The 24,365-nt window shown below is 72.3% G+C and carries 24 protein-coding genes; 10 read left to right on the top strand and 14 right to left on the bottom strand.

The window, feature by feature from the left end:
• Nucleotides 1-88 precede the first annotated feature (88 nt).
• Nucleotides 89-1,369 (top strand): citrate synthase, encoded by a 1,281-nt coding sequence (locus KKR01S_RS01180; protein ID WP_058731120.1) that lies wholly within the window; start codon nucleotides 89-91, stop codon nucleotides 1,367-1,369.
• 151 nt (nucleotides 1,370-1,520) lie between these two features.
• Here KKR01S_RS01180 and galE read toward each other — a convergent pair whose 3' ends face one another.
• On the bottom strand, nucleotides 1,521-2,540 hold the full coding sequence (galE, locus tag KKR01S_RS01175) for a UDP-glucose 4-epimerase GalE (RefSeq protein WP_061225069.1): 1,020 nt from the start codon (nucleotides 2,538-2,540) through the stop codon (nucleotides 1,521-1,523).
• A 45-nt stretch (nucleotides 2,541-2,585) separates the two neighbouring features.
• Nucleotides 2,586-3,557 carry a 2,3,4,5-tetrahydropyridine-2,6-dicarboxylate N-succinyltransferase gene (gene dapD, locus KKR01S_RS01170; RefSeq protein ID WP_061225068.1) on the bottom strand — a complete coding sequence of 324 codons (972 nt, stop codon included), beginning with the start codon at nucleotides 3,555-3,557 and terminating at the stop codon, nucleotides 2,586-2,588.
• Between the two features lie 79 nt (nucleotides 3,558-3,636).
• Between dapD and dapE the strand changes: the two genes are divergently transcribed.
• A complete protein-coding gene (dapE, locus tag KKR01S_RS01165; protein ID WP_061225067.1) occupies nucleotides 3,637-4,752 on the top strand; it encodes a succinyl-diaminopimelate desuccinylase in 1,116 nt (371 codons plus the stop codon).
• A 69-nt stretch (nucleotides 4,753-4,821) separates the two neighbouring features.
• Here dapE and KKR01S_RS01160 read toward each other — a convergent pair whose 3' ends face one another.
• From KKR01S_RS01160 to KKR01S_RS01145, 4 genes are read right to left on the bottom strand one after another with little or no spacing between them, the layout of a single operon-like run.
• A complete protein-coding gene (locus KKR01S_RS01160) occupies nucleotides 4,822-5,682 on the bottom strand; it encodes an amino acid ABC transporter permease (protein WP_055684464.1) in 861 nt (286 codons plus the stop codon).
• A complete protein-coding gene (locus KKR01S_RS01155) occupies nucleotides 5,679-6,353 on the bottom strand; it encodes an amino acid ABC transporter permease (protein WP_055684463.1) in 675 nt (224 codons plus the stop codon). Before KKR01S_RS01155 ends, KKR01S_RS01160 begins: the two co-directional genes overlap by 4 nt.
• 13 nt (nucleotides 6,354-6,366) lie before the next feature.
• Complete coding sequence (locus tag KKR01S_RS01150) at nucleotides 6,367-7,203, bottom strand: glutamate ABC transporter substrate-binding protein (RefSeq protein WP_061225066.1); 837 nt, start codon at nucleotides 7,201-7,203, stop codon at nucleotides 6,367-6,369.
• A 34-nt stretch (nucleotides 7,204-7,237) separates the two neighbouring features.
• Complete coding sequence (locus KKR01S_RS01145) at nucleotides 7,238-8,020, bottom strand: amino acid ABC transporter ATP-binding protein (protein WP_061225065.1); 783 nt, start codon at nucleotides 8,018-8,020, stop codon at nucleotides 7,238-7,240.
• A 113-nt stretch (nucleotides 8,021-8,133) separates the two neighbouring features.
• Here KKR01S_RS01145 and KKR01S_RS10865 point away from each other — a divergent pair, with 113 nt between their 5' ends.
• The 4 genes from KKR01S_RS10865 to KKR01S_RS01135 all read left to right on the top strand — a co-directional run bounded on the left by KKR01S_RS10865 (nucleotide 8,134) and on the right by KKR01S_RS01135 (nucleotide 10,387).
• On the top strand, nucleotides 8,134-8,289 hold the full coding sequence (locus tag KKR01S_RS10865; RefSeq protein WP_165596151.1) for a hypothetical protein: 156 nt from the start codon (nucleotides 8,134-8,136) through the stop codon (nucleotides 8,287-8,289).
• Entirely contained in the window at nucleotides 8,286-9,644 is a 1,359-nt protein-coding gene (locus KKR01S_RS01140; protein ID WP_061225064.1) for a putative hexosyltransferase, read from the top strand. Before KKR01S_RS10865 ends, KKR01S_RS01140 begins: the two co-directional genes overlap by 4 nt.
• A gap of 119 nt (nucleotides 9,645-9,763) precedes the next feature.
• On the top strand, nucleotides 9,764-9,931 hold the full coding sequence (locus tag KKR01S_RS10445; protein WP_064724935.1) for a DUF3117 domain-containing protein: 168 nt from the start codon (nucleotides 9,764-9,766) through the stop codon (nucleotides 9,929-9,931).
• 96 nt (nucleotides 9,932-10,027) lie between these two features.
• A complete protein-coding gene (locus KKR01S_RS01135) occupies nucleotides 10,028-10,387 on the top strand; it encodes a twin-arginine translocase TatA/TatE family subunit (protein ID WP_055684459.1) in 360 nt (119 codons plus the stop codon).
• Between the two features lie 46 nt (nucleotides 10,388-10,433).
• Here KKR01S_RS01135 and KKR01S_RS01130 read toward each other — a convergent pair whose 3' ends face one another.
• From KKR01S_RS01130 to KKR01S_RS01120, 3 genes are read right to left on the bottom strand one after another with little or no spacing between them, the layout of a single operon-like run.
• Nucleotides 10,434-11,591: an Mrp/NBP35 family ATP-binding protein gene (locus KKR01S_RS01130; protein ID WP_061225063.1), complete on the bottom strand. Its 1,158-nt coding sequence runs from the start codon at nucleotides 11,589-11,591 to the stop codon at nucleotides 10,434-10,436.
• Nucleotides 11,588-12,271, bottom strand: coding sequence for a DUF1003 domain-containing protein (locus KKR01S_RS01125; RefSeq protein ID WP_224799738.1), 684 nt, complete (start codon nucleotides 12,269-12,271; stop codon nucleotides 11,588-11,590). The genes KKR01S_RS01130 and KKR01S_RS01125 overlap by 4 nt, the downstream gene beginning before the upstream one ends.
• On the bottom strand, nucleotides 12,264-13,556 hold the full coding sequence (locus KKR01S_RS01120; protein WP_055684457.1) for a magnesium transporter MgtE N-terminal domain-containing protein: 1,293 nt from the start codon (nucleotides 13,554-13,556) through the stop codon (nucleotides 12,264-12,266). Before KKR01S_RS01120 ends, KKR01S_RS01125 begins: the two co-directional genes overlap by 8 nt.
• Nucleotides 13,557-13,681: 125 nt before the next feature.
• Here KKR01S_RS01120 and KKR01S_RS01115 point away from each other — a divergent pair, with 125 nt between their 5' ends.
• On the top strand, nucleotides 13,682-14,569 hold the full coding sequence (locus KKR01S_RS01115; protein WP_131800564.1) for a YflT domain-containing protein: 888 nt from the start codon (nucleotides 13,682-13,684) through the stop codon (nucleotides 14,567-14,569).
• 76 nt (nucleotides 14,570-14,645) lie between these two features.
• Here the strand turns inward: KKR01S_RS01115 and KKR01S_RS01110 are convergent, their stop codons facing one another.
• A complete protein-coding gene (locus tag KKR01S_RS01110) occupies nucleotides 14,646-16,208 on the bottom strand; it encodes an aminopeptidase P family protein (RefSeq protein ID WP_081101437.1) in 1,563 nt (520 codons plus the stop codon).
• Nucleotides 16,209-16,270: 62 nt separating this feature from the next.
• Between KKR01S_RS01110 and KKR01S_RS01105 the strand changes: the two genes are divergently transcribed.
• Nucleotides 16,271-17,125, top strand: a complete 855-nt coding sequence (locus tag KKR01S_RS01105; protein ID WP_061225061.1) for a PHP domain-containing protein — start codon at nucleotides 16,271-16,273, stop codon at nucleotides 17,123-17,125.
• Nucleotides 17,126-17,132: 7 nt separating this feature from the next.
• On the opposite strand, the gene KKR01S_RS01100 is transcribed toward KKR01S_RS01105, so the two are convergent.
• The 4 genes from KKR01S_RS01100 to KKR01S_RS01085 all read right to left on the bottom strand — a co-directional run bounded on the left by KKR01S_RS01100 (nucleotide 17,133) and on the right by KKR01S_RS01085 (nucleotide 21,544).
• Nucleotides 17,133-17,963: a DNA-methyltransferase gene (locus KKR01S_RS01100; RefSeq protein ID WP_055684639.1), complete on the bottom strand. Its 831-nt coding sequence runs from the start codon at nucleotides 17,961-17,963 to the stop codon at nucleotides 17,133-17,135.
• 59 nt (nucleotides 17,964-18,022) lie between these two features.
• Nucleotides 18,023-19,654, bottom strand: a complete 1,632-nt coding sequence (locus KKR01S_RS01095) for a DEAD/DEAH box helicase (protein WP_061225060.1) — start codon at nucleotides 19,652-19,654, stop codon at nucleotides 18,023-18,025.
• Between the two features lie 177 nt (nucleotides 19,655-19,831).
• Complete coding sequence (locus KKR01S_RS01090) at nucleotides 19,832-20,065, bottom strand: DUF3107 domain-containing protein (RefSeq protein WP_055684453.1); 234 nt, start codon at nucleotides 20,063-20,065, stop codon at nucleotides 19,832-19,834.
• 171 nt (nucleotides 20,066-20,236) lie between these two features.
• Nucleotides 20,237-21,544 carry a glutamyl-tRNA reductase gene (locus KKR01S_RS01085; RefSeq protein WP_061225059.1) on the bottom strand — a complete coding sequence of 436 codons (1,308 nt, stop codon included), beginning with the start codon at nucleotides 21,542-21,544 and terminating at the stop codon, nucleotides 20,237-20,239.
• A 151-nt stretch (nucleotides 21,545-21,695) separates the two neighbouring features.
• On the opposite strand from KKR01S_RS01085, the gene hemE reads away from it, so the two are divergent.
• Nucleotides 21,696-22,868 (top strand): uroporphyrinogen decarboxylase, encoded by a 1,173-nt coding sequence (gene hemE / locus KKR01S_RS01080; RefSeq protein ID WP_244884069.1) that lies wholly within the window; start codon nucleotides 21,696-21,698, stop codon nucleotides 22,866-22,868.
• Entirely contained in the window at nucleotides 22,855-24,306 is a 1,452-nt protein-coding gene (locus KKR01S_RS01075) for a protoporphyrinogen/coproporphyrinogen oxidase (RefSeq protein WP_061225057.1), read from the top strand. Before hemE ends, KKR01S_RS01075 begins: the two co-directional genes overlap by 14 nt.
• Nucleotides 24,307-24,365: the final 59 nt, after the last annotated feature.

Raw genomic sequence — 24,365 nt, 5'->3', positions numbered from 1 at the left:
CGGGCCCGCCGCCGCATCGACGTCGTCCCCGGTGGATTCCGGGCCGATGACGCCCGCGAGGACGCCACGCCACCACACGGGAGGAATCATGTCCGACAACGCCACGCTCACCATCGGGGACTCCAGCGTCGAGTTCCCCGCGGTGGAGCCCTCCGAAGGCAACTCCGCCTTCGACATCGCGAAGCTGCGCAGCGCCACCGGGGGACACGTGACCTACGACCCCGGGTTCATGAACACCGCCAACACCCAGTCCGCGATCACCTACATCGACGGCGATGAGGGCATCCTGCGCTACCGCGGCTACTCCATCGAGGACCTCGCCGAGAAGTCCAGCTTCGTGGAGGTCGCCTACCTGCTGATCTACGGGGAGCTGCCCACCGCCGAGCAGCTCGAGGACTTCGACACCCTCGTCCGCCGCCACACCATGGTCCACGAGGACCTGAAGATCTTCTTCTCCGGCTTCCCCCGCACCGCCCACCCCATGCCGGTGCTGGCCTCCGCGGTCTCCGCGCTGTCCACCTTCTACCCGGACTCCCTGGACATCCACGACGAGCACGAGGTGGAGGTCTCCACCATCCGCCTGCTCTCCAAGGTCCCGACCCTGGCCGCCTACGCGTTCAAGAAGCAGCGCGGGGAGCCGATGCTCTACCCGCAGAACGACCTGAACTACGCGGAGAACTTCCTGCGGATGTGCTTCGGGGTGCCGGCCGAGGACTACGAGATCGACCCGGAGATCGCCAAGGCCCTGGACCAGCTGTTCATCCTGCACGCCGACCACGAGCAGAACTGCTCCACCTCCACGGTGCGTCTGGTCGGCTCCGCGGACGCCAACATGTTCGCCTCCGTCTCCGCCGGCATCAACGCCCTGTACGGGCCCAAGCACGGCGGGGCCAACGAGGCCGTGCTGAACATGCTGCGCCGCATCCAGTCCGAGGGCATCAAGCCCGAGGACTACATGGAGAAGGTCAAGAACAAGGAGGACGGGGTGCGCCTGATGGGCTTCGGGCACCGCGTCTACAAGAACTACGACCCCCGGGCCCGGATCGTGAAGTCCACCGCGGACAAGATCCTGCACAAGATCGGCGGGGACGACGAGCTGCTGGACATCGCGATGCGCCTGGAGGAGAAGGCGCTGGCCGATGACTACTTCGTCGAGCGCAAGCTCTACCCCAACGTGGATTTCTACACCGGCCTGATCTACAAGGCGATGGGCTTCCCGGAGCAGATGTTCACCGTGCTGTTCGCGATCGGGCGCCTGCCCGGCTGGATCGCGCAGTGGCGGGAGATGGTCGAGGATCCGGCCACCAAGATCGGCCGCCCGCGCCAGGTCTACACCGGGCCCACCCACCGCGAGTACCCGGCCAAGTAGCCCGGTTCCTCCGCCCCGCCCGCACGACGACGCCGCGGCCCACTCCCCTCTCTCAACGAGAGGGGAGCGGGCCGCGGCGTCGTCGTCTGCCCGGAGACGGGAGGCGGAGATGGGGGGGGCGGGGCCGCCGGATCGCGGCCCCGCCCCCTGCTCAGGCGGCGGGGTAGCCCTCCGGGTTGGTCCTCTGCCAGTTCCAGTGGTCCGCGCACATCTGCGCCAGGTCCCGCTCGGCGGACCAGCCCAGATCGGCCAGGGCCGCCGAAGGATCCGCGTAGGACACGGCGACGTCGCCCGGACGCCGGTCCACGATCTCGTAGGGGATCTCCCGTCCGGAGGCCTCCTCGAAGGCCCGGCGCACCTCCAGCACCGAGTAGCCGTTGCCGGTGCCCAGGTTCCAGGTGTGCAGCCCGCCCCGCTCGGCGATCGCGGCCAGCGCCTTGACGTGGCCGTCGGCCAGGTCCATCACGTGGATGTAGTCCCGCACGCCGGTGCCGTCCGGGGTGGGGTAGTCATCGCCGAAGACCTTGAGCTTCTCCCGCCGGCCCACCGCGACCTGCGCGATGAAGGGCAGCAGGTTGTTCGGCACCCCGGTGGGGTCCTCGCCGATGCGACCCGACGGGTGCGCGCCCACCGGGTTGAAGTAGCGCAGCAGGGCGATGTTCCAGGACGAGTCTGCGGCCGCCAGATCCACGAGCATGTCCTCCACGTGCTCCTTGGTCCGCCCGTAGCAGGACTGGGCGTCCAGCGGCAGCTTCTCCGTCAGCGGCATCTCCTCAGGCGCCCCGTAGACGGTCGCGGAGGAGGAGAAGACCAGGGACCGGCAGCCGCTGGCCTCCATCGCGGCCAGCAGGTTCAGGGTGCCGGTGACGTTGGTGCGGTAGTACCACAGCGGCTTCTCGGCCGACTCGCCGACGGCCTTGAGACCGGCGAAGTGGATGACGGCGTCCGGGCGCTCGCGCTGGAAGACCTCGGTGGTCGCGCGGGCATCCAGGATGTCGGTCTCGTGGAAGGCGATCCGCCGTCCCCCGGCCAGCTCCGAGACCCGGTCCAGGGAGACGCGGGAGGAGTTGGCCAGGTTGTCCAGCACGGCGACGTCGTGCCCGGCCTCCAGGAGGGCCAGGACGGTGTGGGAGCCGATGTACCCGGCTCCGCCGGTGACCATGATCTTCATCTGAGGGGTCCCTTTCTGATGGTGGTGCGGCGCGGGCGGCGCCGCTCAGTTCTGGTGCAGCGCGGTGTTCAGCTCCACCTGACCGCCGGAGCGGGCGATGGCCTCCACGGTGCCGGTCTGGGAGTTGCGGCGGAACAGCAGCCCCGGGGTGCCGGAGAGGTCCACCGCCTTGACGACGTCGGCCCCGGCCTCGGTGCGCACCGTGACCCGGGTCCCGGCGGTCACGTACAGTCCGGCCTCCACCACGCAGTCATCGCCCAGGGAGATCCCGACCCCCGCGTTGGCGCCCAGCAGCACCCGCTCGCCCAGGGTGATCCGCTGGGTCCCGCCGCCGGAGAGGGTGCCCATGATCGAGGCGCCGCCGCCGACGTCGGTGTGGTCCCCGATGACCACGCCCTGGCTGATCCGGCCCTCGACCATCGCGGCCCCCAGGGTCCCGGCGTTGAAGTTCACGAAGCCCTCGTGCATCACGGTGGAGCCCTCGGCCAGGTGCGCGCCTAGGCGCACCCGATCCGCGTCCCCGATGCGCACCCCGGAGGGCACGACGTAGTCCACCATACGGGGGAACTTGTCCACGGCGTACACGGTCAGGGGCCCGCGGGCGCGCAGGCCCAGGCGCAGACCCTCCAGCTCGGCGGCCAGCACCGGTCCGGCGCTGGTCCAGGCCACGTTGGCCAGGTGCCCGAAGATCCCGTCCAGGTTCAGCCCGTTGGGGCGGACCAGTCGGTGGGACAGGGCGTGCAGGCGCAGCCAGGCGTCGGCGGCGTCGGCCGGGGCGGCGTCCAGATCCGCGACCGTCTCCACGACCCGCTGGATCACGTTGCGGGCCGGGTCATCGGCCGCGGCCTCCTCCAGGCCCGCGCGCACGGACTCCTCGGGGTTCCCGCCCAGGCGGGGGGAAGGGTACCAGACGTCCAGGACGGTGCCGGCGCGCTCGCCCGCGGCGACCGTCGTGGCCAGACCCAGGGCGGCGACCCGGCGCTCGGCGGAGGTGTTCTCAGGGGTGGTCTCAGTCATGGGCACCAGTCTACGGATGCGGGCATGTCAGTCCCGTCAGCCGCCCCTGTCCGCCGGCTGTGCCGCCTAGGGTGGAACCATGCACGATTCCCCCTGCGCACCCCCCGCCCTGGACCTGACCGGCGACGTCGCCGAACTGACCCGCGCCCTGCTGGACATCCCCTCCGTCTCCGGGCAGGAGACGTCGATCGCCGACGCGGTCCACGCGGCCCTCACGCCGCTGGGCCACCTGCGGGTGCATCGCAACGATGATGCGATCGTGGCCCGCACCGAGCTGGGCCGGGCCGAGCGGGTGGTGCTGGCCGGGCACCTGGACACCGTCCCGCTGCCCACGACCCCCGGGGCCCGCGGCACCGTGCCCTCCCGGTGGGAGCAGGCCGACGGGCAGCGGATCCTGTACGGGCGCGGGGCCACGGACATGAAGGGCGGGGTCGCGGTGCAGCTGGCCCTGGCTGCCGCCCTGACCGCGCCGCGCCGGGACGTCACCTACGTGTTCTACGACCACGAGGAGGTGGCCGCGGAGGCCTCCGGCCTGGGCCGGCTGCTGCGGGAGGAGCCCGGGCTGGTGGATGACGCGGACTTCGCGGTGCTGCTGGAGCCCACCGACGGGACCATCGAGGGCGGGTGCAACGGGACCCTGCGGTTCTGGCTGAGCACCGAGGGCGTGGCCGCCCACTCCGGGCGCGCCTGGAAGGGCGTGAACGCGATCCACCGGCTGGGCCCGGCCCTGCGGATCCTGGAGGAGTACCGCCCGGCCACCGTGACCGTGGAGGACCTGGACTACCGCGAGGGTCTCAACGCCGTGCAGATCGAGGGCGGGGTGGCCGGCAACGTCATCCCGGATGCCGCCCGGATGCACGTCAACTACCGCTTCGCCCCGGACAAGACCCTGGAGCAGGCTCAGGAGCACGTGCGGGAGCTGTTCGCCGGGTACGCCCTGGAGTTCGCGGACCTCTCCGCCGCGGCCCGGCCCGGGCTGGATGCCCCGCTGGCCCGGGAGCTGGTCGCCGCGGTGGGCCGGGAGCCGAAGCCCAAGTACGGGTGGACCGACGTCGCCCGCTTCTCCGCCGCGGGGATCCCCGCCGTGAACTTCGGTCCCGGGGACGCCCTGCTGGCCCACACCGACGACGAGCACGTCAGCGCCCAGGCGGTGCGGGACTGCTTCTCGGCCCTGCATGGCTGGCTCACTGACTGACTGACCCGGACGGCGCCGCGGGGAACACCGCGGCGCGGATCGGACCGGGCTCGAACCTGGGCGGGCGGGTCAGACCGGGTCCACCGCGGCGGTCGCATCCGGGCGGGTGCGCCCGGAGGTGCGGCTGCTCAGCCACCGGGAGACCCACCCGGCCAGGGCCGTGAGCAGGACGTTGATGACGATGAACAGCGCCGCCGCCATCAGCAGGGCCTGCAGCATCGAGTGCGCCGAGCCCAGCCGCCGGGCCGCGGCCAGCAGCTCGGGGTAGGTGATGATGTAGCCCAGCGCGGTGTCCTTGAGGATCACCACGAACTGGCTGAGCAGGGACGGCAGCATCGCCACCAGCGCCTGCGGCAGCTGCACGATCCGCATCACCTGCGCCCGGGAAAGACCCAGGGCCAGACCGGCCTCGCCCTGCCCGCGCGGCAGCTGCTGCACCCCGGAGCGCACCAGCTCCGCGATCACCGAGCCGTTGTACAGGGTCAGGCCCAGCACCACCGCGTACAGCGGCAGCTGCCGGGGGCTGACCACCCCCAGCCCGCCCAGCCACAGATAGAAGAAGATCATCATCAGCAGCACCGGCACGGCGCGGAAGAACTCGACGATCACGGTGCACACCCACCGCACCGGGGCCAGCCCGGAGAGCCGGCCCATGCCGAAGACCAGGCCGAAGACCACCGAGGTGACGATCGCCAGGCCCGCGGCCTTCAGCGTGGATTCCAGGCCGGGCAGGAAGAAGTTGCGCCAGGCCCGGGAGGTGAACAGGAAGTCCCAGTGCTCGGCGTCGAGCTGACCCTTGGCGGCGAGCCCGGCCAGGATCCACCAGCAGATGCCGGCGACCAGGACCAGACCCAGCACGTTGAACCCCAGGGTGATCCGCTGGGCCCGGGGCCCCTGCGCGTCGAACAGGACGCTGCGCTGCGCGCTCATCGTCTCACCGCCCACTTCCGGGACGCCCACGTGGTGATCAGGCCCATCGGGATCACGATCATCACGAAGCCCATGGCGAAGGTGAAGAAGATCGCCAGGATCACGTCGGAGTCGAATTCGATCATGGTCTTCATCAGCCCGGAGGCCTCCGCGACCGAGGCCACCGAGGCCACCGTGGTGTTCTTGGTCAGCGCGATCAGCGTGTTGCCCAGCGGGGTGATGGCCCCGCGCAGCGCCTGCGGCAGGATCACGATCCGCGCAGCCGGCAGGAACCCCAGGCCGATGGCGCGGGCCGCTTCCGCCTGCCCCAGGGGCACCGTGTTGACCCCGGAGCGGATCGCCTCGCACACGAACGCCGCGTGGTAGACCACCAGCATGACCACGGCCCAGGCGAAGAAGTTCCGATTGAAGTCATCCGAGAGGGTGATCTTCAGCTGGGTCCAGAAGCCCAGCACGGCCACGGCCATGAGGATGGTCAGCGGCGTGTTGCGCAGCAGGTGCACGTAGCCGGTGCCGAGCCAGCGCAGGGAGGGCACCGGAGAGATGCGCATCAGGGCCAGCAGCGTCCCCAGGATGAAGGCGCCGATCGCGCCCCAGAAGGTCAGCTGCAGGTTCGCCCAGAACGCCCCGAGGACGTCGTACTGGCGGAAGAGGGAGAGGAACTGATCCACGGCGGGCGGGCCCCTAGGCGCAGGAGGAATCCGGCTTGGGCGGGTTGAGCTTCTCGTTGTAGTGGAAGTTCGCGCCCTTGGTGGCCTCGTCCAGGTCCTTCTTCCAGGTGCCGTCGTCCTCCATCTTGGTGATGGCCTCGTTGATCTTCTGGCACTTGTCCGAGCCCTTGGGCAGCCCGACGCCGTACTTCTCCTCCGTGAAGGTGTTGCCGACCACCTTGAACTTGCCCTTGTTGGCGTCCGTGGAGGCCAGACCCGCCAGGATGATGTCGTCCGTGGTCACGGCATCTACCGTCCCGGCCTCCAGGGCCCCGAGGCAGTCGGCGTAGCCGGACTGCTCCACCAGGTTGGTGCCCTGGGCGTAGGAGTCCTTGATCTTCTGGGCGGAGGTGGAGCCCTTGACGGAGCAGAGGTTCTTGCCGTTGAGGTCATCCGGGCCCGTGATGGAGGTGTTGTCCGCCTTCACGAGCAGGTCCTGGCCGGCCACGAAGTAGGGGCCCGCGAAGTCCACGGTCTTCTTGCGGGTGTCGGTGATGGAGTAGGTCGCGAAGATCATGTCCACCTGGTCGTTGGCCAGCATGTTCTCCCGGTTGGCCGAGGGCGCCTCGACCCATTCGATCTGGTCCTCGTCGTAGCCGAGCTCCTTGGCGACGTACTTCGCGACGTCGACGTCGAAGCCCGTGTAGGTGTCGCCGTCCTGGTAGCCCAGGCCGGGCTGGTCGAACTTGATGCCGATGCGCACGGTGTCGCCGTCGGAGCCGGAGTCCCCGCACCCGGTCAGGGCGAGGGACGCGACGGCGCCGAGGGCGGCGGCGGTGCTCAGGCGGCGGAGGAGGGTGCGGCGGGTCATGGTGTGCTCCTTCGGGTGCGGTGCTGCGAGGGCGTCAGTGGTTGAGGATCTTGCCGAGGAAGTCCCGGGCCCGCTCGGTCTGCGGGTGGGTGAAGAACTCCTCGGGGGTGTTCTGCTCGAGGATGCGCCCGTCGGCCAGGAAGACCACCCGGTCCGCGGCCTTGCGGGCGAAGCCCATCTCGTGGGTGACCACGATCATCGTCATGCCCTCCCGGGCCAGGGACTCCATGGTCTCCAGGACCTCGGTGATCATCTCCGGGTCCAGGGCGGAGGTGGGCTCGTCGAAGAGCATGACCCGCGGCTTCATCGCCAGCGCGCGGGCGATGGCCACGCGCTGCTGCTGACCGCCGGACAGCTGCGCGGGCAGCTTGTGGGCCTGATCGGCCACTCCGACCTTCTCCAGCAGCGCTCGGGCCGTGGCTTCGGCCTCCTTGCGGGACTTGCCGCGGACCTTGATGGGTCCCAGGGTCACGTTGTCCAGCACAGATTTGTGGGCGAAGAGGTTGAAAGTCTGGAAGACCATGCCGACGTCGGAGCGCAGCCGGGCCAGCTGATGGCCCTCGGCCGGCAGCGGTTGGCCGTCCACGGTGATCTCCCCGCCGTCGATGGTCTCCAGGCGGTTGATCGTGCGGCACAGCGTGGACTTGCCCGAGCCGGAGGGGCCGATGAGCACGACGACCTCGCCGGGGGCGACGGTCAGCTCGATGTCCTTGAGCACGTGCAGGTCCCCGAAGTGCTTCTGCACCCCGGACAGGCGCACTTCGGCGCCGGCCTGGGAGATCAGGGCGGTCTCGGTCAGCGGAGCGGTGCTGGGCATGGGACCCCGTTCGGTGGTGCGGACATGATGTGAATCAGATTATAGGAACAGGTGATGTCACGCACGTTACGCGACGGCGTCGCGGTCCCCGACGGGATGGGAGGATGAGGAGCATGAACTACGTGCTCGTGGGCCTGACGCTGATCGTCATGGCCGTGGTCATCATCTCCTGTGCTGTGCTGGGCACCGATCGCATCAGCGCCGCCGAGCGCCTGTCCGAGGACGGCCTGGACACCCCCGGCCCGGCCCGCGGCCCCCTCGAGCGGTGACCCAGTCCGACGCCGCGACCGCCGCGCCGGGCCCCGGGCCCGCACCGGGCGCCGGGCCCGCCGGCCGGCTCAGCCGCCGCCTCGCGCGCACCGTCGCCCCGACGCTCGGGCGCCTGCCCGTGTGGGTCGTGCTCCTGGGCATCTACCTGCTGACCCGGGTCTGGGGCTGGATCGTCTTCAGCCTCGTCGCCCGCCAGCAGGGGACCAACCCCTGGGTGGACGGGCCGATGGACTACGGCAGGTTCATCGGAATCTGGGATGCGGACTGGTACCGGCAGATCGCCGCGACCGGCTACCCGCAGCAGCTGCCCACCGATCTCGACGGGCACGTGCGGCAGAACCCGTGGGCCTTCTACCCGCTGTTCCCGCTGGCCACCCGCGCCCTGATGCGGATCACCGGCCTGGGTTTCGTGCCGGCGGGCGCGGCGATCTCCCTGGCCTGCGGGGCGGTCACCGCGGTGTTGCTCTACGGCTTCTTCCGGGCCTGCCGCCGCGACGGACGCTCCGCCGGGCTCACCTCGCCGGCCCGCACGATCGACGCCGGCCCGGCCCTGGCCACGGCCCTGGTCCTGCTCAACCCCATCGCCCCGATCCTGCAGGTGCCGTACGCGGAGTCCATGAACCTGATGTTCCTGGTCGCGGTGCTCTGGGCTCTGACGGCCCGGCGGTGGGGGATCTGCGCGGTGCTCCTGGTGCCCACCTGCCTGTCCCGGCCCGTCGGGGTGCCCCTGGGTGCCGCCCTGGGCCTGTGGTGGCTGGTGGGCTGGCTGCGCACCGTGCGTCAGGTGCGGTCCGAGTCCGGGGCCGCCTCCGCCTCGGCGGGGCGGGCGACGCTGCTGGCGCTTCGACGCACCCGCGCCGAGCTGGCCCTGGCCCTGTTCGCCTGCGCCTGCGCCCTGATCTGGCCCGGCATCGCCTGGGCCGTGACCGGGCGGCCCGACGCCTACACCGCCACGGAGACCGCCTGGCGCGGGGAGCACCTGCTGCCCGTGCAGCCGTGGTTCCAGCAGGCCCGGGTCTTCTTCGGTGACGCCGGGTGGCTCGCGCTGGCCCTGCTGCTGCTGGGCGCTTGGGCCCTGCTGGGCTCCCGGGCCGTGCGGGGGAGCCTGCCCGGCGCGGTGCGGATGTGGCTGGGCTGCTACGCGGTCTATCTGCTGGTGTTCCTCTTCCCGCAGTCCTCGACCTTCCGGCTGCTGCTGCCGGCCTTCCCGTTGGCCGCACCTCTGGTGGAGGTCTCCCGGTCCCGCGCCTACCGCGTGCTGCTGCTGGTGGGGGCGGGGCTGGGCCAGCTGCTGTGGGTCGGGTGGCTGTGGCACTGGAAGAAGCTGCCCAGCGGCGGGGACTTCCCGCCGTGATCGTCTCCCGGGCTGACGCATCCGGACGTGACCGGGCTATCATGGGAGAAGGTGTGCGGCCCGGACCATTCGGGGGACCGTCCATCAGGAACCGTCCAGAGATCTGTGAAGGAGCGACGATGGCCGCGATGAAGCCCCGGACCGGCGAAGGCCCCATGCAGGTGGTCAAGGAGGGGCGATCCCTCATCATGCGCATCCCGCTGGAAGGCGGCGGGCGCATGGTCCTGGAGATCACCAAGGAGGAGGCCCAGACGCTCAAGGAGTGCCTGGAGCCCATCACCGACTGATCCGTCGCGCGCTCCCCGCCGCCCCGGCCCCGACGTCGGGAGCATCACCCGCCGCGGGCGGGGATCGCGCGGGTCTCGACTGATACTCTGCCAACTGTGTTTGGTATCAACGGCGGCGAGTTCCTCGTGCTCGCGGTCATCGTCTTCTTCGTCATCGGGCCCGAGCGCATGCCCGAGTACGCGGCGCAGCTGCGGGATCTCGTGAAGTCCCTGCGGCGCACCGCGATGGAGGCGAAGGACGGGGTCAAGGAGACCTTGGGGCCGGACCTGGAGGGCTTCAACTGGCGAGCCTACGACCCCCGCCAGTATGATCCGCGCCGCATCGTGCGCGACGCGCTGCGCGAGGACGAGGAAGAGCAGCGCCGCGAGCGGGCCTGGGCCAACCGGCCGCCGCAGGAGAACCTGGTGCGCCTGGCGCCGGGGGAGCTGGCCCCCTTCGACACCGAGGCCACCTGAGCCCGGCTCACCCGATCAGCGCGGCGGTGACCCCCGACCCACCGCTTCAGAGATTCAGCGGCAGGGACCGCCCGGGCAGATCCCGGCCCCGGGAGCCCAGGGCCTGTCCGATCCGCCGCAGCGCGCAGCCGGCCGGGGACTCGGGAGCCGACCACACCACCGGGGTGCCTGCGTCCCCGCCCTCGCGCAGGGCCAGATCCAGGGGCACCGAGCCCAGCAGCGGGACGTCGTAGCCGAGATCCTCGGTGAGCCGCCCCGCCAGCCGCTGCCCGCCGCCGGCCCCGAACAGCTCCATCGTGGACCCGTCCGGCAGGAGCATGGCCGCCATGTTCTCCACGACGCCGATCACCTCCTGGCCGGTCTGCAGGGACAGCGTCCCGGCCCGCTCGGCCACCTCCACGGCCGCCTGCTGCGGGGTGGAGACCAGCAGCAGGCGCGCGGTGGGCAGCAGCTGCGCCATCGAGATCGCGATGTCCCCGGTGCCCGGGGGCAGATCCAGCAGCAGCACGTCCAGGTCCCCGAAGTGCACGTCCGTGAGGAACTGCTCCAGCGCCCGGTGCAGCATCGGGCCGCGCCAGGCGATGGGCCGGTTGCCGTCCACGAACATCCCGATGGAGATCACCCGCACGGATCCCGCGCTGGGATCCTCCCGGGTCCGGTGGGGCACCTCCACCACGGGCGGCAGGATCATGTCCTCCAGCTTGGTCGGGGCCTGGGTGATCCCCAGCAGCCCCGGCACGGAGAAGCCGTGCACATCCGCGTCCACGATGCCCACGGAGCGGCCCTGGGAGGCCAGGGCCGCGGCCAGATTGACCGTGACCGTGGACTTGCCGACCCCGCCCTTGCCGGAGGCCACCGCGTAGACCTGGGTCAGGGAATCCGGCTGGGCGAAGGGATTGGTCCGGGTGTGGCCCAGGCGCTCGCGCAGCCGCTGCCGCTGCTCGGGGCTCATGTAGCCCACGCTCACCGCGACGTCGTCGATCCCCGCGACCGTCAGGGCCGCCTCCCGCACGTCCTGCTCGATGGTGCCGCGCAGGGGGCAGCCCTGCACGGTCAGCAGCACGGAGACCTCCGCGCGGCCCTCCCGCACGACGGCGGAGTCCACCATGCCCAGCTCCGTGATGGGCCGACGCAGCTCGGGGTCGATCACCCGGGCCAGGGCATGGCCCAGGGCGGCGTCGAGATCCTCGACCGCGGGGCTCACGAGCCGGCCCCGCGGGACCTCCCGGGCTCGCCCGCGGCCCCGAGCGAGGTGCCGGGCCCCGTCTCATCGGCCTGGGCCAGATCCAGGATCGAGGTCTTGGTCTCCGGATTGGACTTGACCCGCTTGCGCCGCCCGGGCCGCTCGCCGCCGGACTCCTCGGCGTCGTCCTCGTCCTCGGTCAGCTCCTCCAGCAGATCCCGCAGCTCCGAGCGCACGAAGTCTCGGGTCGCGACCTCCCGTAGCACGATCCGCAGCGAGGCGATCTCCCGGGTGAGGTACTCGGTGTCGGCCAGGTTCTGCTCGGCCCGCTGCCGGTCCTGCTCGGCCTGGACCCGGTCCCGGTCCGCCTGGCGGTTGTCGGCCAGCAGCAGCAGGGGAGCGGCGTAGGAGGCCTGCAGGGACAGCATCAGGGTCAGCAGGGTGTAGTTCAGGGCCCGGGGATCGAACTGCAGGTTCTCCGGCATGAACGTGTTCCAGCCCAGCCACACGGCCACGAACACCGTCATCCACACCAGGAACTGCGGGGTGCCCATCCACCGGGCGATCCCCTCGGAGACCACGCCGAAGGCCTCCGGGTTGGGCCGGTAGCGGCGGTACCAGCGCGGCTTGGACTCCAGGGGCGTATCCAGACCGGCCGGGCGCACCTCGCGGGCGCGCCGGGACTTCGATGCCTCACTCAAACTTCCGACCTGCCTTCCGCACCGGGGTGCCGTCGTCGTTGGTCCGCCAGTCATCCGGCAGCAGCGCGTCCAGGACGTCGTCGATGGTGATGGCCCCGACCAGCCGGTCGTGGCCGTTGACCACCGGGATGATCGTCAGATCGTAGGTGGCCAGCACCCGGGAGACCTCCTCCAGGGAGGCCATGTCCCGGACCGGCTCGATGCTGCGGTCGATGATGTTGCCCACCGGCTCCGGCGGCGGGAAGCGCAGCAGCTGCTGCATGTGCACCATCCCGATGTACCGGCCCGTGGGGGTCTCCAGCGGCGGGCGGCACACCAGCACCGCTGCGGCCACCGCCGGGCTGATCTCCTCCTGCCGGATCTGCGCCAGCGCCTCGGCCACGGTGGCCTCCGGCGGCAGGATGATCGGCACGGGGGTCATCAGCGAGCCCGCGGTGCCCTCCTCGTACTCCAGCAGACGCCGGACGTCGTCGGCCTCATCCGGCTCCATCCGCTCCAGCAGGGTCTCCCGTTGGGCGTCGGTGAACAGCCCGAGCAGGTCCGCGGCATCGTCCGGCTCCATCTCCTCGAGGATCTCCGCGGCGCGCTGCAGGTCCAGGTTGGACAGGATCTGCACCTGGTCATCCTCCGGCAGCTCCTGCAGCACGTCCGCCAGCAGCTCATCCTGCAGCTCCTCGGCGACCTCCAGCATCCGCTTCTCGTTGAGATCCTGCAGGGCGTCGGCCAGGTCCGCCGGCTGGGAGTCCTCGTGGGTGGCCAGGAAGTGCTCGGCCCCCTGCGGGTCCGCGCTGCGCCCGGAGGTGACCTCGTCCCAGTCCACCACCAGGGCCTGGTTGCGGTTGCGGCGCATCAGCCCGCCTCCGGCGCCCACCCGGCGCACGAACAGCTCCGAGATGGACCAGTCCCCGTTCTTGGACTGCTCCATCGCGCAGTCCTCGATGGTCGCGGTCCCGGAGCCGTCCACGAACTCCACCCGACGGTCGAAGATCTGCCCGATCACCAGCTCCTCGGCGCCGCGCTGCTCGAAGCGGCGCAGGTTCACCAGGCCGGTGACGATCAGCTGGGTGGAGTCGATGCTGGTCACCCGCGTCATCGGCACGAAGACGCGCTTCTTGCCCAGCACCTCCACGACGATGCCCACGACCAGGGGGCGGGGGTGCTTGGGCAGATTGTCCCGGTTCAGGACGACGACGTCGCGCAGGCGTCCCAGCCGGTCGCCGAGCGGGTCGAAGACGTCCAGGCCCAGGAGTCTGGCGATGAAGATTCTGCTCGGTTGGTTGCTCACCCATCCAGCCTACCCGGCGCCCGGGGCGGGATCCCGGGCCCTCGCAGGTCCGCGCGCGGTTCACCGGTGGCGATCATCCGCGGGCCCTCCCGCGCGCGGGGGCGGGGTTGTGGACAATGGTGGACATGGCTACTTCCGGGAAGAACAGGCTCGCCGACCAGCGCTCGCTGCAGCTGTCCTCCACCGTGCCGGTGGGGCGGTACTCGCGGCACGAGGACGCCCAGGCGGCGGTGGATCTGCTGGCCGAACGGGAGTTCCCAGTGCAGCATCTGAGCATCGTGGGCACCGACCTGCGCCAGGTGGAGCACGTGGTGGGCACCCTCTCCTACGCCAAGGTCGCCCTCTCCGGGGCCCTGCAGGGGGCGTTCTTCGGGGTGGTCATGGCCTTCCTGATGATCGCCTTCGCCCAGGACAGCCCCGCCGTCGCGTTCACCACCGCGGTGCCGCTGGGCATCTTCTTCTGGATGATCCTGGCGGTGATCAGCTACTCCCGCAACGGCGGGGCCCGCAACTACACGGCGGTCGGGCAGATCGTGGCCGGCAGCTACGAGCTGGTCTGCTCCCCGCAGGAGGCGCAGGAGGCCCGGCGTCTGCTCGGCGGCGGCGCCGCGCCCAGCCCCTTCCGCCCGGCCCCGGGCCAGCAGCCGGGTGCCCCCGGCGGGTACGGCCCGGGTGCTCCCCAGCAGGGACCGGGCTACGGCCAGGGCGGATACGGGGCCCCCGGCCCGCAGGGCGATCCCCGCTCCGGTGGGGGACAGCCGTCCGGGGGGCAGCCTGGGTGGGGGCAGGCGCCGCAGGCCGGACCCGGACAGGCCGGACCGGCCGCCCAGCCGGGGACCCCTGAAGCCGACGCCGCGGAGTCGAGCTCCCAGCCCGGCCAGGAGCACCAGACCGGCCAGGAGCAGGCGGGGCAGACCGGCGGGCAGAACCCCCGGCGCACCCAGGCCGCGGACTACCAGGACCTGCCCGACGGGCGTCCCCGCTACGGCATCCGCGACGAGGACCACCGCTAGGCCCCGCTGAGATGCCGGATCCTCGCATCTCAACACGGAACCCTCATCTCACCTCCCTCGGGAGCGCAGAGGGCGACTAGCCGGCCAGCTCGGCCATCCAGGCCTCGATCTCCTCGGTGGTGCGCGGCAGGGCCGCGGTGAGGTTCTGCGCCCCGTCCGCGGTGATCAGCACGTCATCCTCCAGGCGCACCCCGATGCCCCGGTACTCCTCGGGCACCGCGAGGTCATCCTCCTTGAAGTACAGGCCGGGCTCGATGGTGAAGACCATGCCCTCCTCGATGATCCCGTCGATGTACAGCTCCCGCTTCGCCTGCGCGCAGTCGTGCACATCCAGACCCAGGTGGTGGCTGGTGCCGTGCGGCATCCAGCGGCGGTGCTGCCCGCCCTCATCGGAGACGGCCTCCTCCACGGAGACCGGCAGCAGCCCCCAGGAATCCAGAGACTCGGCCAGGGAGCGCATGGCCGCGGCGTGCACGTCCCGGAAGCGGTTGCCGGGCTTCGCGGCGGCGAAGGCCGCCTCCGAGGCCGTGAGCACGGCGTCGTAGATGCGCTTCTGCACCGGGGTGTAGGTGCCGTCCACGGGGAAGGTGCGGGTGATGTCCGCGGTGTACAGGGTGTCATCCTCGACGCCGGCGTCCACGAGCATCAGCTCGCCGTCGCGCACCGTGCCGTCGTTGCGGATCCAGTGCAGCACGGTCGCGTTGTTCCCGCACGCGGCGATGGTCTCGTAGCCGACGTCGTTGCCCTCGGTGCGCGCGGCGGAGAAGAACGCCGTCTCCACGACCCGCTCCCCGCGCCGGTGGGCCTTCGCGGCGGGCAGGGCGCGGATGATGTTCTCGAAGCCGGTGACGGTCGCGGCGATCGCCCGGCGCAGGTTCGCGACCTCCACCTCGTCCTTCATCAGGCGCAGCTCGGACAGGGCCTCGGTCAGGGCCGCGTCCTGGGTGTCCGCCTGCTCCAGGTCCACCCCCGTGTTGTACCGGGAGGTGTCCACCAGGGCGTCCACGTTCAGATCCACCTCGCGCACCAGGCGCACCTGCACCCCGCCCAGGGCCCGGTTCCCGGCGTTCTTGGTCACCGCGACCTCCAGCTCGGACAGGTCCGCTGTGGCGATGCCGTACTCCGCGTGGATCTCCTCCAGCGTGGGCTGAGGGCCGACCCAGAACTCCCCGTAGCGGGGGTCGGAGTAGAACTGGTCCGTGTCCCGCCCGGCCAGGGGCCGGAAGTACAGGGTGGCCTCGTGCCCGGAGCCGTCCGCGGCGGGTTCGGCCAGCGGCTCCATGACCAGCACCGCGTCCGGCTCGTGGTCCACGCCCAACCCGGTCAGATGCGCGAAGGCGGAGTGCGGGCGGAAGCGGTAGTCGACGTCGTTGGAGCGAACCTTCAGCGGGCCGGCCGGGATGACCAGGCGCTCGCCGGGGAATTTCGCCGAGATCGCGGCTCGACGGCGCGCGGCGGCCTCGGCCACCTCGGCGCGGGCCGGCAGCTGCTCGGAGCGGGGGGCCCACTGGGAGCCGATGAACTCCTTGAAGGCGGCCGAGCGCGGGGGCTGGGAGCGGTTGGTGACCCGCTCGCCCAGCGGCTGGTTCTCCCCCTCGGGCAGGGGGGTCTCTGCGGGGGTCTGGTTCTGGGAAGTCATGTGCCCACGATAACGCGGGGCGCACGCGCCGGTCAGCGGCGGGTCGGCGGTAGCCTGTGGCTGTGCGCATCGATCTGCATACCCACTCCACCGTCTCGGACGGCACCGAGAGCCCGGCCGAGCTGGTGCGCGCCGCGGCGGCCGCCGGCCTGGACGCCGTCGCCCTGACCGACCACGACTCCACCGCCGGCTGGGCCGAGGCCACAGAGCAGGCCGAGTGCTGCGGCATCGAGCTGGTTCCGGGCATGGAGGTGACCTGCCAGGATCCGCGCGGGATCTCCGTGCACCTGCTCAGCTACCTCCAGGACCCCCGGGATGAGGCGCTGCTGGGGGAGATCGAGCGGACCCGCCGGGCCCGCCGGGTCCGGGCCCGGCGCATGGTGGAGCTGCTGGCCGAGGACTACCCGATCACCTGGGATGACGTGCTGGCCCAGGCGGGCCGGGACGCCACGGTGGGCCGCCCGCACATCGCCGACGCCCTGGTGGCCGCAGGTGTCGCCCCGAACCGCTCGGCCGTGTTCGCCACGATCTTAGGCGGCGGTTCCCCGTACTACGTGCCGCACCGGGCCATCGACGCGGTGCGCGCGGTGCGGCTGGTGCGCGCGGCCGGCGGGGTGCCGGTCTTCGCCCACCCGGTGGCCAGCGCCCGCGGCCGCGTGGTGGGGGAGGAGACCTTCGAGACGATGGTCGAGGAGGGGCTGGCCGGGGTGGAGGTGCACCACCGGGACAACCCGGAGGCGGGACGGCGCTGGCTGCTGGACTTAGCGGCCCGTCACGACCTGCTGGTCACCGGCTCCTCCGATTACCACGGGGAGGGCAAACCCAACCGGCTGGGGGAGAACACCACGGATCCGGAGGTGCTGGCGGCCATCCGGGAGATGGCGGGACGGAAACCGCTGAACCCGTCAGGAGGCTGAGCCGTGGTCACGGGCCGAGTCGGGCGGAATCGGGCTGGTCGAGGACCCGCGCGGCGGGCAGGCGCTCGGTCATGACGCGCACGGCCTCCTCGCTGCTGTCGATGCACACGTAGCGGCGCCCCAGCGACGCGGCCGCCGCCCCGAGCGTGCCGGAGCCGGCGAAGAAGTCCAGCACCCAGTCCCCGGGACGGGAGGAGGCCGCGACCATGCGGCGCACCAGCCCTACCGGCTTCTGTGTGGGATACCCCGTCTTCTCCTTCCCCGTGGGGGAGACGATGGTGTGCCACCACACGTCGGTGGGCATCTTGCCGCGCCGCGCCTTCTCCGGGGTCACCAGCCCCGGGGCCATGTACGGCTCCCGATCCACCTCCGCGGCGTCGAAGTGGTACGCCTTCGGGTCCTTGACGTACACCAGGATGTTGTCGTGCTTGGTGGGCCAGCGGCGTCGGGCCTTCGCCCCGTAGTCGTAGGCCCAGATGATCTCGTTCAGGAAGCACTCCCGGCCGAAGACCATGTCGCACATGACCTTCGCGTAGTGCACCTCCCGGTAATCCAGGTGCAGGTACAGGGTGCCGTCCGGGGCCAGCAGCTCCCAGGCCTGCTCCAGCCGGGGCAGCAGGAACCCCCAATAGTCCTCGAAGGCGTCGTCGTAGCGGGTTAGCCGCTGCAGCACCGAGGCGTAGCCGCGTCCCTTGAACCCCGTGCGGTCCGCGGCCTGCCCGTCTCGGGCCGGGGCCGTCGTCAGGGTGCGCCGCACCTGCGCCCGCCCCGTGTTGAACGGCGGATCCACGTAGATCATCGAGAAGGCGCCGCGCGGCAGCTGCGGCAGCACATCCATGTTCTCGGCCCGGACCACCAGGTCCGGGCCGTCAGCCTCGAGGAGCACGCGCGATCGGATCAGGCGCCCTGCGCGGACCCGGAGCCCCCGGTGCGCCGCCGCGGGCGGCCCTCACCGGACTCGCCCGAGCCCGCCGTGTTGTCGCCGCCGCGCTGCTCGCGCGACTGACGGCCGGGGCGATCCTCGGAGCGCCGGGACCGGCCGGAACCACCCGAGCGGGGGCCGTGGGAGCGCCCGCCGTCGGACCGGGAACCGCTGGAGCGGCGTCCCCGGAAGGACCCGCCCTTCCCGGAGCGGGACTCGGGTCCGCCCAGGTCCTCCAGGCGCTCCGCCTCGAGCCCGGCGTGGGTGCGCTTGTCCTTCGGCAGGCGCCCCTTGGTGCCCTTCGGGATGCCCAGATCCGCGTACAGGTGCGGGGAGGAGGAGTAGGTCTCCACCGGCTCCGGGACCCCCAGGTCCAGGGCCTTGTCGATCAGGGACCAGCGCGGCACATCCTCCCAGTCCACCAGGGTGATCGCGGTGCCCCGCTTGCCGGCCCGGCCGGTGCGCCCGATCCGGTGCAGGTAGGTCTTCTCATCCTCCGGGGCCTGGAAGTTGACCACGTGGGTCACGTCCGTGACGTCGATGCCGCGGGCGGCCACGTCGGTGGCCACCAGGATGTCCACCTTGTCGTTGCGGAAGGCGCGCAGGGCCTGCTCCCGGGCACCCTGGGACAGGTCCCCGTGGATGGCCCCGGCCGCGAATCCGCGGTCCACCAGCTCCCGGGCCAGCCGGTCCGCGGCCCGCTTGGTGCGGGTGAAGATGATGGTGCGGCCCCGGCCCTCGGCCTGCAGGGCCCGGGCGATCAGCTCGTCCTTGTCCATCGGGTGCGCCCGGTAGATCACCTGGGTGATGTCCTTCTTCGTCGCCCCCTCATCATCCGGGGAGGAGGCGCGGATGTGCATCGGATGGGACATGTACCGCCGGGCCATGCCGATCACCGGGCCCGGCATCGTCGCGGAGAACAGCATGGTCTGACGCTTGTCCGGCACGGCGGAGAGGATCCGCTCCACATCCGGCAGGAATCCCAGATCCAGCATCTCGTCGGCCTCATCCAGCACGACGGCGTGCACCTGGGAGAGGTTGAGGATCTTCTGCCGGTGCAGGTCGATCAGGCGCCCGGGGGTGCCCACGACCACCTCGACGCCGCGCTCGAGCTCCTCGATCTGCGGCTCGTAGGCCCGCCCGCCGTAGATCGTGGCCACGCGGGCGTTGCGGGTGCGGGCCGCGGCGGTCAGGTCCGACCCGACCTGCACGGCCAGCTCCCGGGTGGGCACCACGATCAGGGCCTGCGGGGCGCCGGGGGAGGTGAGCTTGTCCCAGCCGGCGTCGTCCCGGCCGACGACCCGCTGCAGCACGGGCAGGCCGAAGCCGAGGGTCTTGCCGGTGCCGGTCTTGGCCTGCCCGATGATGTCCTGCCCGGACAGGGCCACCGGCAGGGTCAGGGACTGGATGGGGAAGGGGTGGGTGATGCCCTCGGCGGCGAGGGCCTCGGAGATGTCCTGGCGCACGCCGAAGTCCGCGAAGGTCTTCTCCGGCTCCGGGGCGGGGGTGGTGTCGGTCAGGGCCTGCTCGATGCTCGCGTCCGTGCTCGGCGCGGCCTCGGCGGCGGAGCCCTCGGGGCTAGGGTGCTCAGCGGTGTTCTGGCTCATGGATGAAAGGGGTCTCCCAGGGTCTCGTGATCGCCTCCACTGTACCGCGCGCCGCGCGCGGGCCTTTGCCTTCGGGAAGGGGCGGGCGGCGTCGGTGGCGGGGGCGTGGATGCGCGCACGGGGACCCGCACCGTCAGTGCGCGGGTCCCCGTGCGGGTGGTTTCGGCTGCGGGTTGCTCAGGCCTCGGAGAACGGGCCGAAGCCGATGTGGCGCTTGGTGTCCGCGCCGATCTCCACGTAGCCCAGGGCCTCCCCGGGCACCAGGGTCACGTTGCCCTTGGCGTCGGTCAGCTTCAGCAGGGTCTTGTTCTCGATGGCCTCGGCCACCTGCCGGGAGATCTCCCCGGCGTTCTCGGAGCTCTCCAGGACGACCTCGCGGGCCACATCCTTGATGCCGATCTTGATCTCCATGTCTCCTCCAGTAGCTCGATGGCGGGCGGCTGGCACCGCAGGGCAACCGCCCGTGACTGCTCTCCCGGCCCAGGATACCGAGGCCCGCACCGTCGCCCGGCCGGGGTCCCGCGGGATTTCGCTGTGCGCGTCAGGGGCGCGCTGTCCCAGTGCGTTCAGCGGCGGGCCGCCTCAGGAGGCCTTGGACTCCGGCAGCCGGCCGGTGACCGGGCAGGACGCCTCGGCGTCGTCCTGCGACGCCGGGGCGGCCGGGACCTCGAGGTCGTACATCGCCTCGACGGCGGCCACGAACTCCCCGGCCCGGCCCTGCGCGGCCAGGCGGCGGGCGTTGACCATGGGCTGGTGCAGCAGGGAGCGCATCATCCGGCGCATCGCGAACTCCAGCTGGTCGGCCTGCGCCCCGCAGCCGTACTGGTGGCGGACCTTGGCCATCTCCTGCTCCAGCACGGCCATGGTGTGCTGGCGCAGCGCGACGATCGCGCCGTCCACGGAGCGCTCGCTGCGCTGCTCGGCGAACTCCCGCACGGAATCCTCGACGATCCGGCGGGCCGCCTGCACGGATTCCACGGTCTCCTCCGGGGCGGCCAGGCGCACCGACTCCAGGGTGATCAGCTCGACCCCCGGCACATCCGCGACGGATGGGTCGAAGTCCCGGGTCAGCGCCAAGTCCACGACCACGCGCGGGCCCTCCGGCATGACGGCCGCGGACAGCGGGGCGGAGCCGCCGCTGCAGCCGACGACCAGATCCGCCGCGGCCATCGCCTCGGGCAGCTGCTCGCGGGTGATGGGCGTGCCCCCGCGCTTGGCGGTGAACTCCGCGGCGCGCCCGGAGGCGGAGTAGACCCGGATCTCCCGGCATCCGCGAGCCGTCAGGGCCGCCATCGCGGCCCCGGCGTAGGCGCCGGTGCCGAAGACCAGCGCGCGGGTGTCCGCCCAGTCCTCGGTGGCCACGTCCTCGGCCAGGTCCAGGGCCACCGAGACGATCGAGCGGCCCCGCTCGCCGAGGGAGGTCTGTGTGCCCACCGCGCGGGCGGTGCGCGCGGCGGCCTCGAAGAGCCGGATCAGCTCGCCGGAGGCGGTGTGCTGCTCCCGGGCCGTACCCAGGGCGCGGCGGACCTGCCCGGCGATCTCCCGCTCCCCGACCACGGCGGACTCCAGCCCGGAGACCACGGTGAACAGGTGCTCGGGGACCTCCTGGCCGGTGTGCAGGTGGAAGGAATCGGCCACGAACTCCGGGTCCAGCCCCGAGGTGGCGGCGATGCTGCGGGTGATGTGGGCCAGGGACTCCTCCAGCTCCTGCTCGGAGCCGGAGGCCTCGGCGTACAGCTCGAGGCGGTTGCAGGTGGACAGGGCGACCATGCCCTGCAGGCCGCCGCCCTGCACCAGGGCAGGGGGCAGCGCGCCGACGCCGGCCGAGAGGCGGGCGACGGTGTTCAGGTCCACGGTCCTGTGCGATGCGACGAGAGAGAAGGTAACCACGACTCGCTCATAATAACCACGCCGCTCCGCGGTCGGAGGGTGCGCGGAGACCGACGACACGCCGGGGTGTCGGATCCCACCCGCGAACCCGCCCGGGGATGACACCCTGTCGACAAAAGCGGGGGCGCTGGTTGGCACAATGGGACGCACCATGCCTGAGACCTCTTCACCGCGCCCGACGGCGGGCCGGACCCTGCTCGGCGAGGAGCAGCTGGCGCTGCTGCCCGCCGAGCACCCCCTGCGCAGCCGCGGCGCCGCGGAATCCCCCATGATCCGGGCCATGACCGGACGGCGCCCCGGGCACCCGCCCGTGTGGTTCATGCGCCAGGCCGGACGCTCCCTGCCCGAGTACCGCCGGGCCCGCGAGGGCACCTCGATGCTCGAGGCCTGCCTGACCCCCGAGCTGGCCGCGGAGATCACCCTGCAGCCGGTGCGCCGACACGGGGTGGACGCCGCGATCTTCTTCTCCGACATCGTCGTGCCGCTGAAGGTGGCCGGGCTGGACGTGGACATCGTGCCCGGTCGCGGGCCCGTGATGGGCACCCCGTACCGGGACGCCGCCGCGATCCGGACCCTGCCCGAGGTGCCCGACTCCGCCTTCGACCCCGTGCGCGAGGCCGTGACCCGCACCGTCGAGCAGCTGGGGGACACCCCGCTGATCGGCTTCGCCGGCGCCCCCTTCACCGTGGCCGCCTACATGGTCGAGGGGGCGGCCTCCCGAGACCACCTGGCCCCGCGCACCATGATGCACGCGGACCCCGCCGCCTGGCGGGAGCTGGCCGCCTGGACCGCCGAGCTGTCCGGGCGGTTCCTGCGCGCCCAGGTGGAAGCCGGGGCCTCCGCGGTGCAGCTGTTCGACTCCTGGGCCGGCTCCCTGCCGCTGCGCGAGTACCGCGAGCACGTCCAGGAGCACTCGGCCGCGGCGCTGGCGGCGGTCGAGGCCTACGGGGTGCCGCGCGTGCACTTCGGCACCGGGACCTCCGAGCTGCTGGGGGCCATGCGCGAGGCCAGGGCCGACGTCGTCGGGGTGGACCACCGCCTGGACCTGGACGAGGCCGCGGCCCGGCTGGGCGGGGACCCGGTGCTGCAGGGCAACATCGACCCCGCGCTGCTGGGCGCCGGGTGGGAGCCGCTGCGCGAGCACACCCTGGACGTGCTGCGCCGCGGACGCGCCGCCCGCACCCACGTGGTCAACCTCGGCCACGGCGTGCCCCCGGAGACCGAGCCGGAGGTGCTCACCCGCCTGGTCCGGCTCATCCACGCCCAGCCGGCCCACGGCCCCGAGCAGGACCGGCCCGAGGGAGACGCGGATGCCCGCCGCTGAGTCCCGCGCCCGCCGTCCCCGCACCGCCCTCGTCATCGGCGGCGGCATCGCCGGGCTGGTGGCGGCCCGGGAGCTGGCCGCGCGCGGGTTGCGCACCACCGTGCTGGAGCGGCGCGAGCACTTCGGCGGCGTGGTGGCCGCCCACGAGCTGGCCGGACTGGTGCTGGACTCCGGCGCGGAGTCCTTCGCCACCCGCAACGACGCCGTGCCCGCCCTGCTGGGCGAGCTGGGCCTGGCCGAGCGCATCGTGCGCCCCCGCCCCACCGGATCCTGGCTGCACCTGCCCGCAGGCTCCGTGCCGATGCCCGCCTCCGGGATCCTCGGGATCCCCGGCAACCCGCTGGACCCCGCCCTGACCCCCGCCCTCGGCCGGTCCGGGCAGTACCGGGCGGGTCTGGATCGCCTCCTGCCCGCCCGCGTCGGCGCCCAGGAGCGCACCCTCGGCGGACTGGTGCGCGCCCGGATGGGCCGGGCCGTGGCCGAGAACCTCGTCGCCCCGGTGACCACCGGCATCCACTCCACCGATCCGGATGAGCTGGACGCGGACACCGTGGCCCCCGGTCTGCGCGCCGGGATCCGCGAGCACGGCAGCCTCGCCGCCTCCGCCGCCGCCCTGCGCGCAGCCTCCCCGGCCGGCAGCCAGGTCGCCGGGATCGAGGGCGGGATGAACCAGCTTTCCGAGGCCCTGGTGGCCGATCTGACCCGGCGCGGGGTGCGCCTGGTGGATGCCTGCGAGGTGCTGGCCCTGGACCGGGACGCCGGACACGGGCCCTGGATGGCCATCCGCCGCCAGCGCGGGGCCGGGGACCGCTCGGCCCTGCGCGCCGACGTCGTCGTGGTGGCCGCCGACGGCCCCACCGCGGTGCGGCTGCTGGGGCCCCACCTGCCGCCGGAGGCCGTGCCGGGGATGGCGCCGGGGCCGCGGCTGGCGCTGGCCACCCTCGTGGTGCGCGCCCCCGCTCTGGACGACGCGCCCCGCGGCACCGGCGTCCTGGTCTCCGAGGCCGCCCGGGACGTGCGCGCCAAGGCGCTGACCCACGCCAACGCCAAATGGGCCTGGATCGACGAGCGCCTCGGGGAGTACCAGCACGTGCTGCGCCTGTCCTACGGGCGGGCCGGAGGAGCCGCGGGGGAGGAGGTGCGGCTGCCCGACGGGAAGCTGGCCGCCCTCGCCCTGCACGACGCCGCCCGGATCCTGGGGGTGCCCCTGAGCCGGGAGGACGTCCTCGGCGCGGACGTCGTCCGCTGGGACGGGGCCATGCCCAGCGTCCCGGCGGGACACCGGGCGCGGGCCGAGCGGTTCCGCAGCGCCCTGGCCGAGGTCGACGGGGCCGGCGCCGTCGGCGCGTGGCTGGCCGGCACCGGCCTGGCCTCGGTGGTCCCGGACGCCCGCCGCGCCGTCGCCGCCCTGGATCTGCCCGCACCCCGCGGGGGATGAGGCCCAGCGCACCCCGCCGCGAAGATCGCCGGCGCGCCGCCCGCATCACCGGCGCGCCC

This window comes from Rothia kristinae NBRC 15354, from assembly GCF_001570865.1.
In the GTDB taxonomy this organism is placed as follows: Bacteria; Actinomycetota; Actinomycetes; order Actinomycetales; family Micrococcaceae; genus Rothia; species Rothia kristinae.
This window is presented reverse-complemented; position numbering and strand designations above follow the sequence as displayed.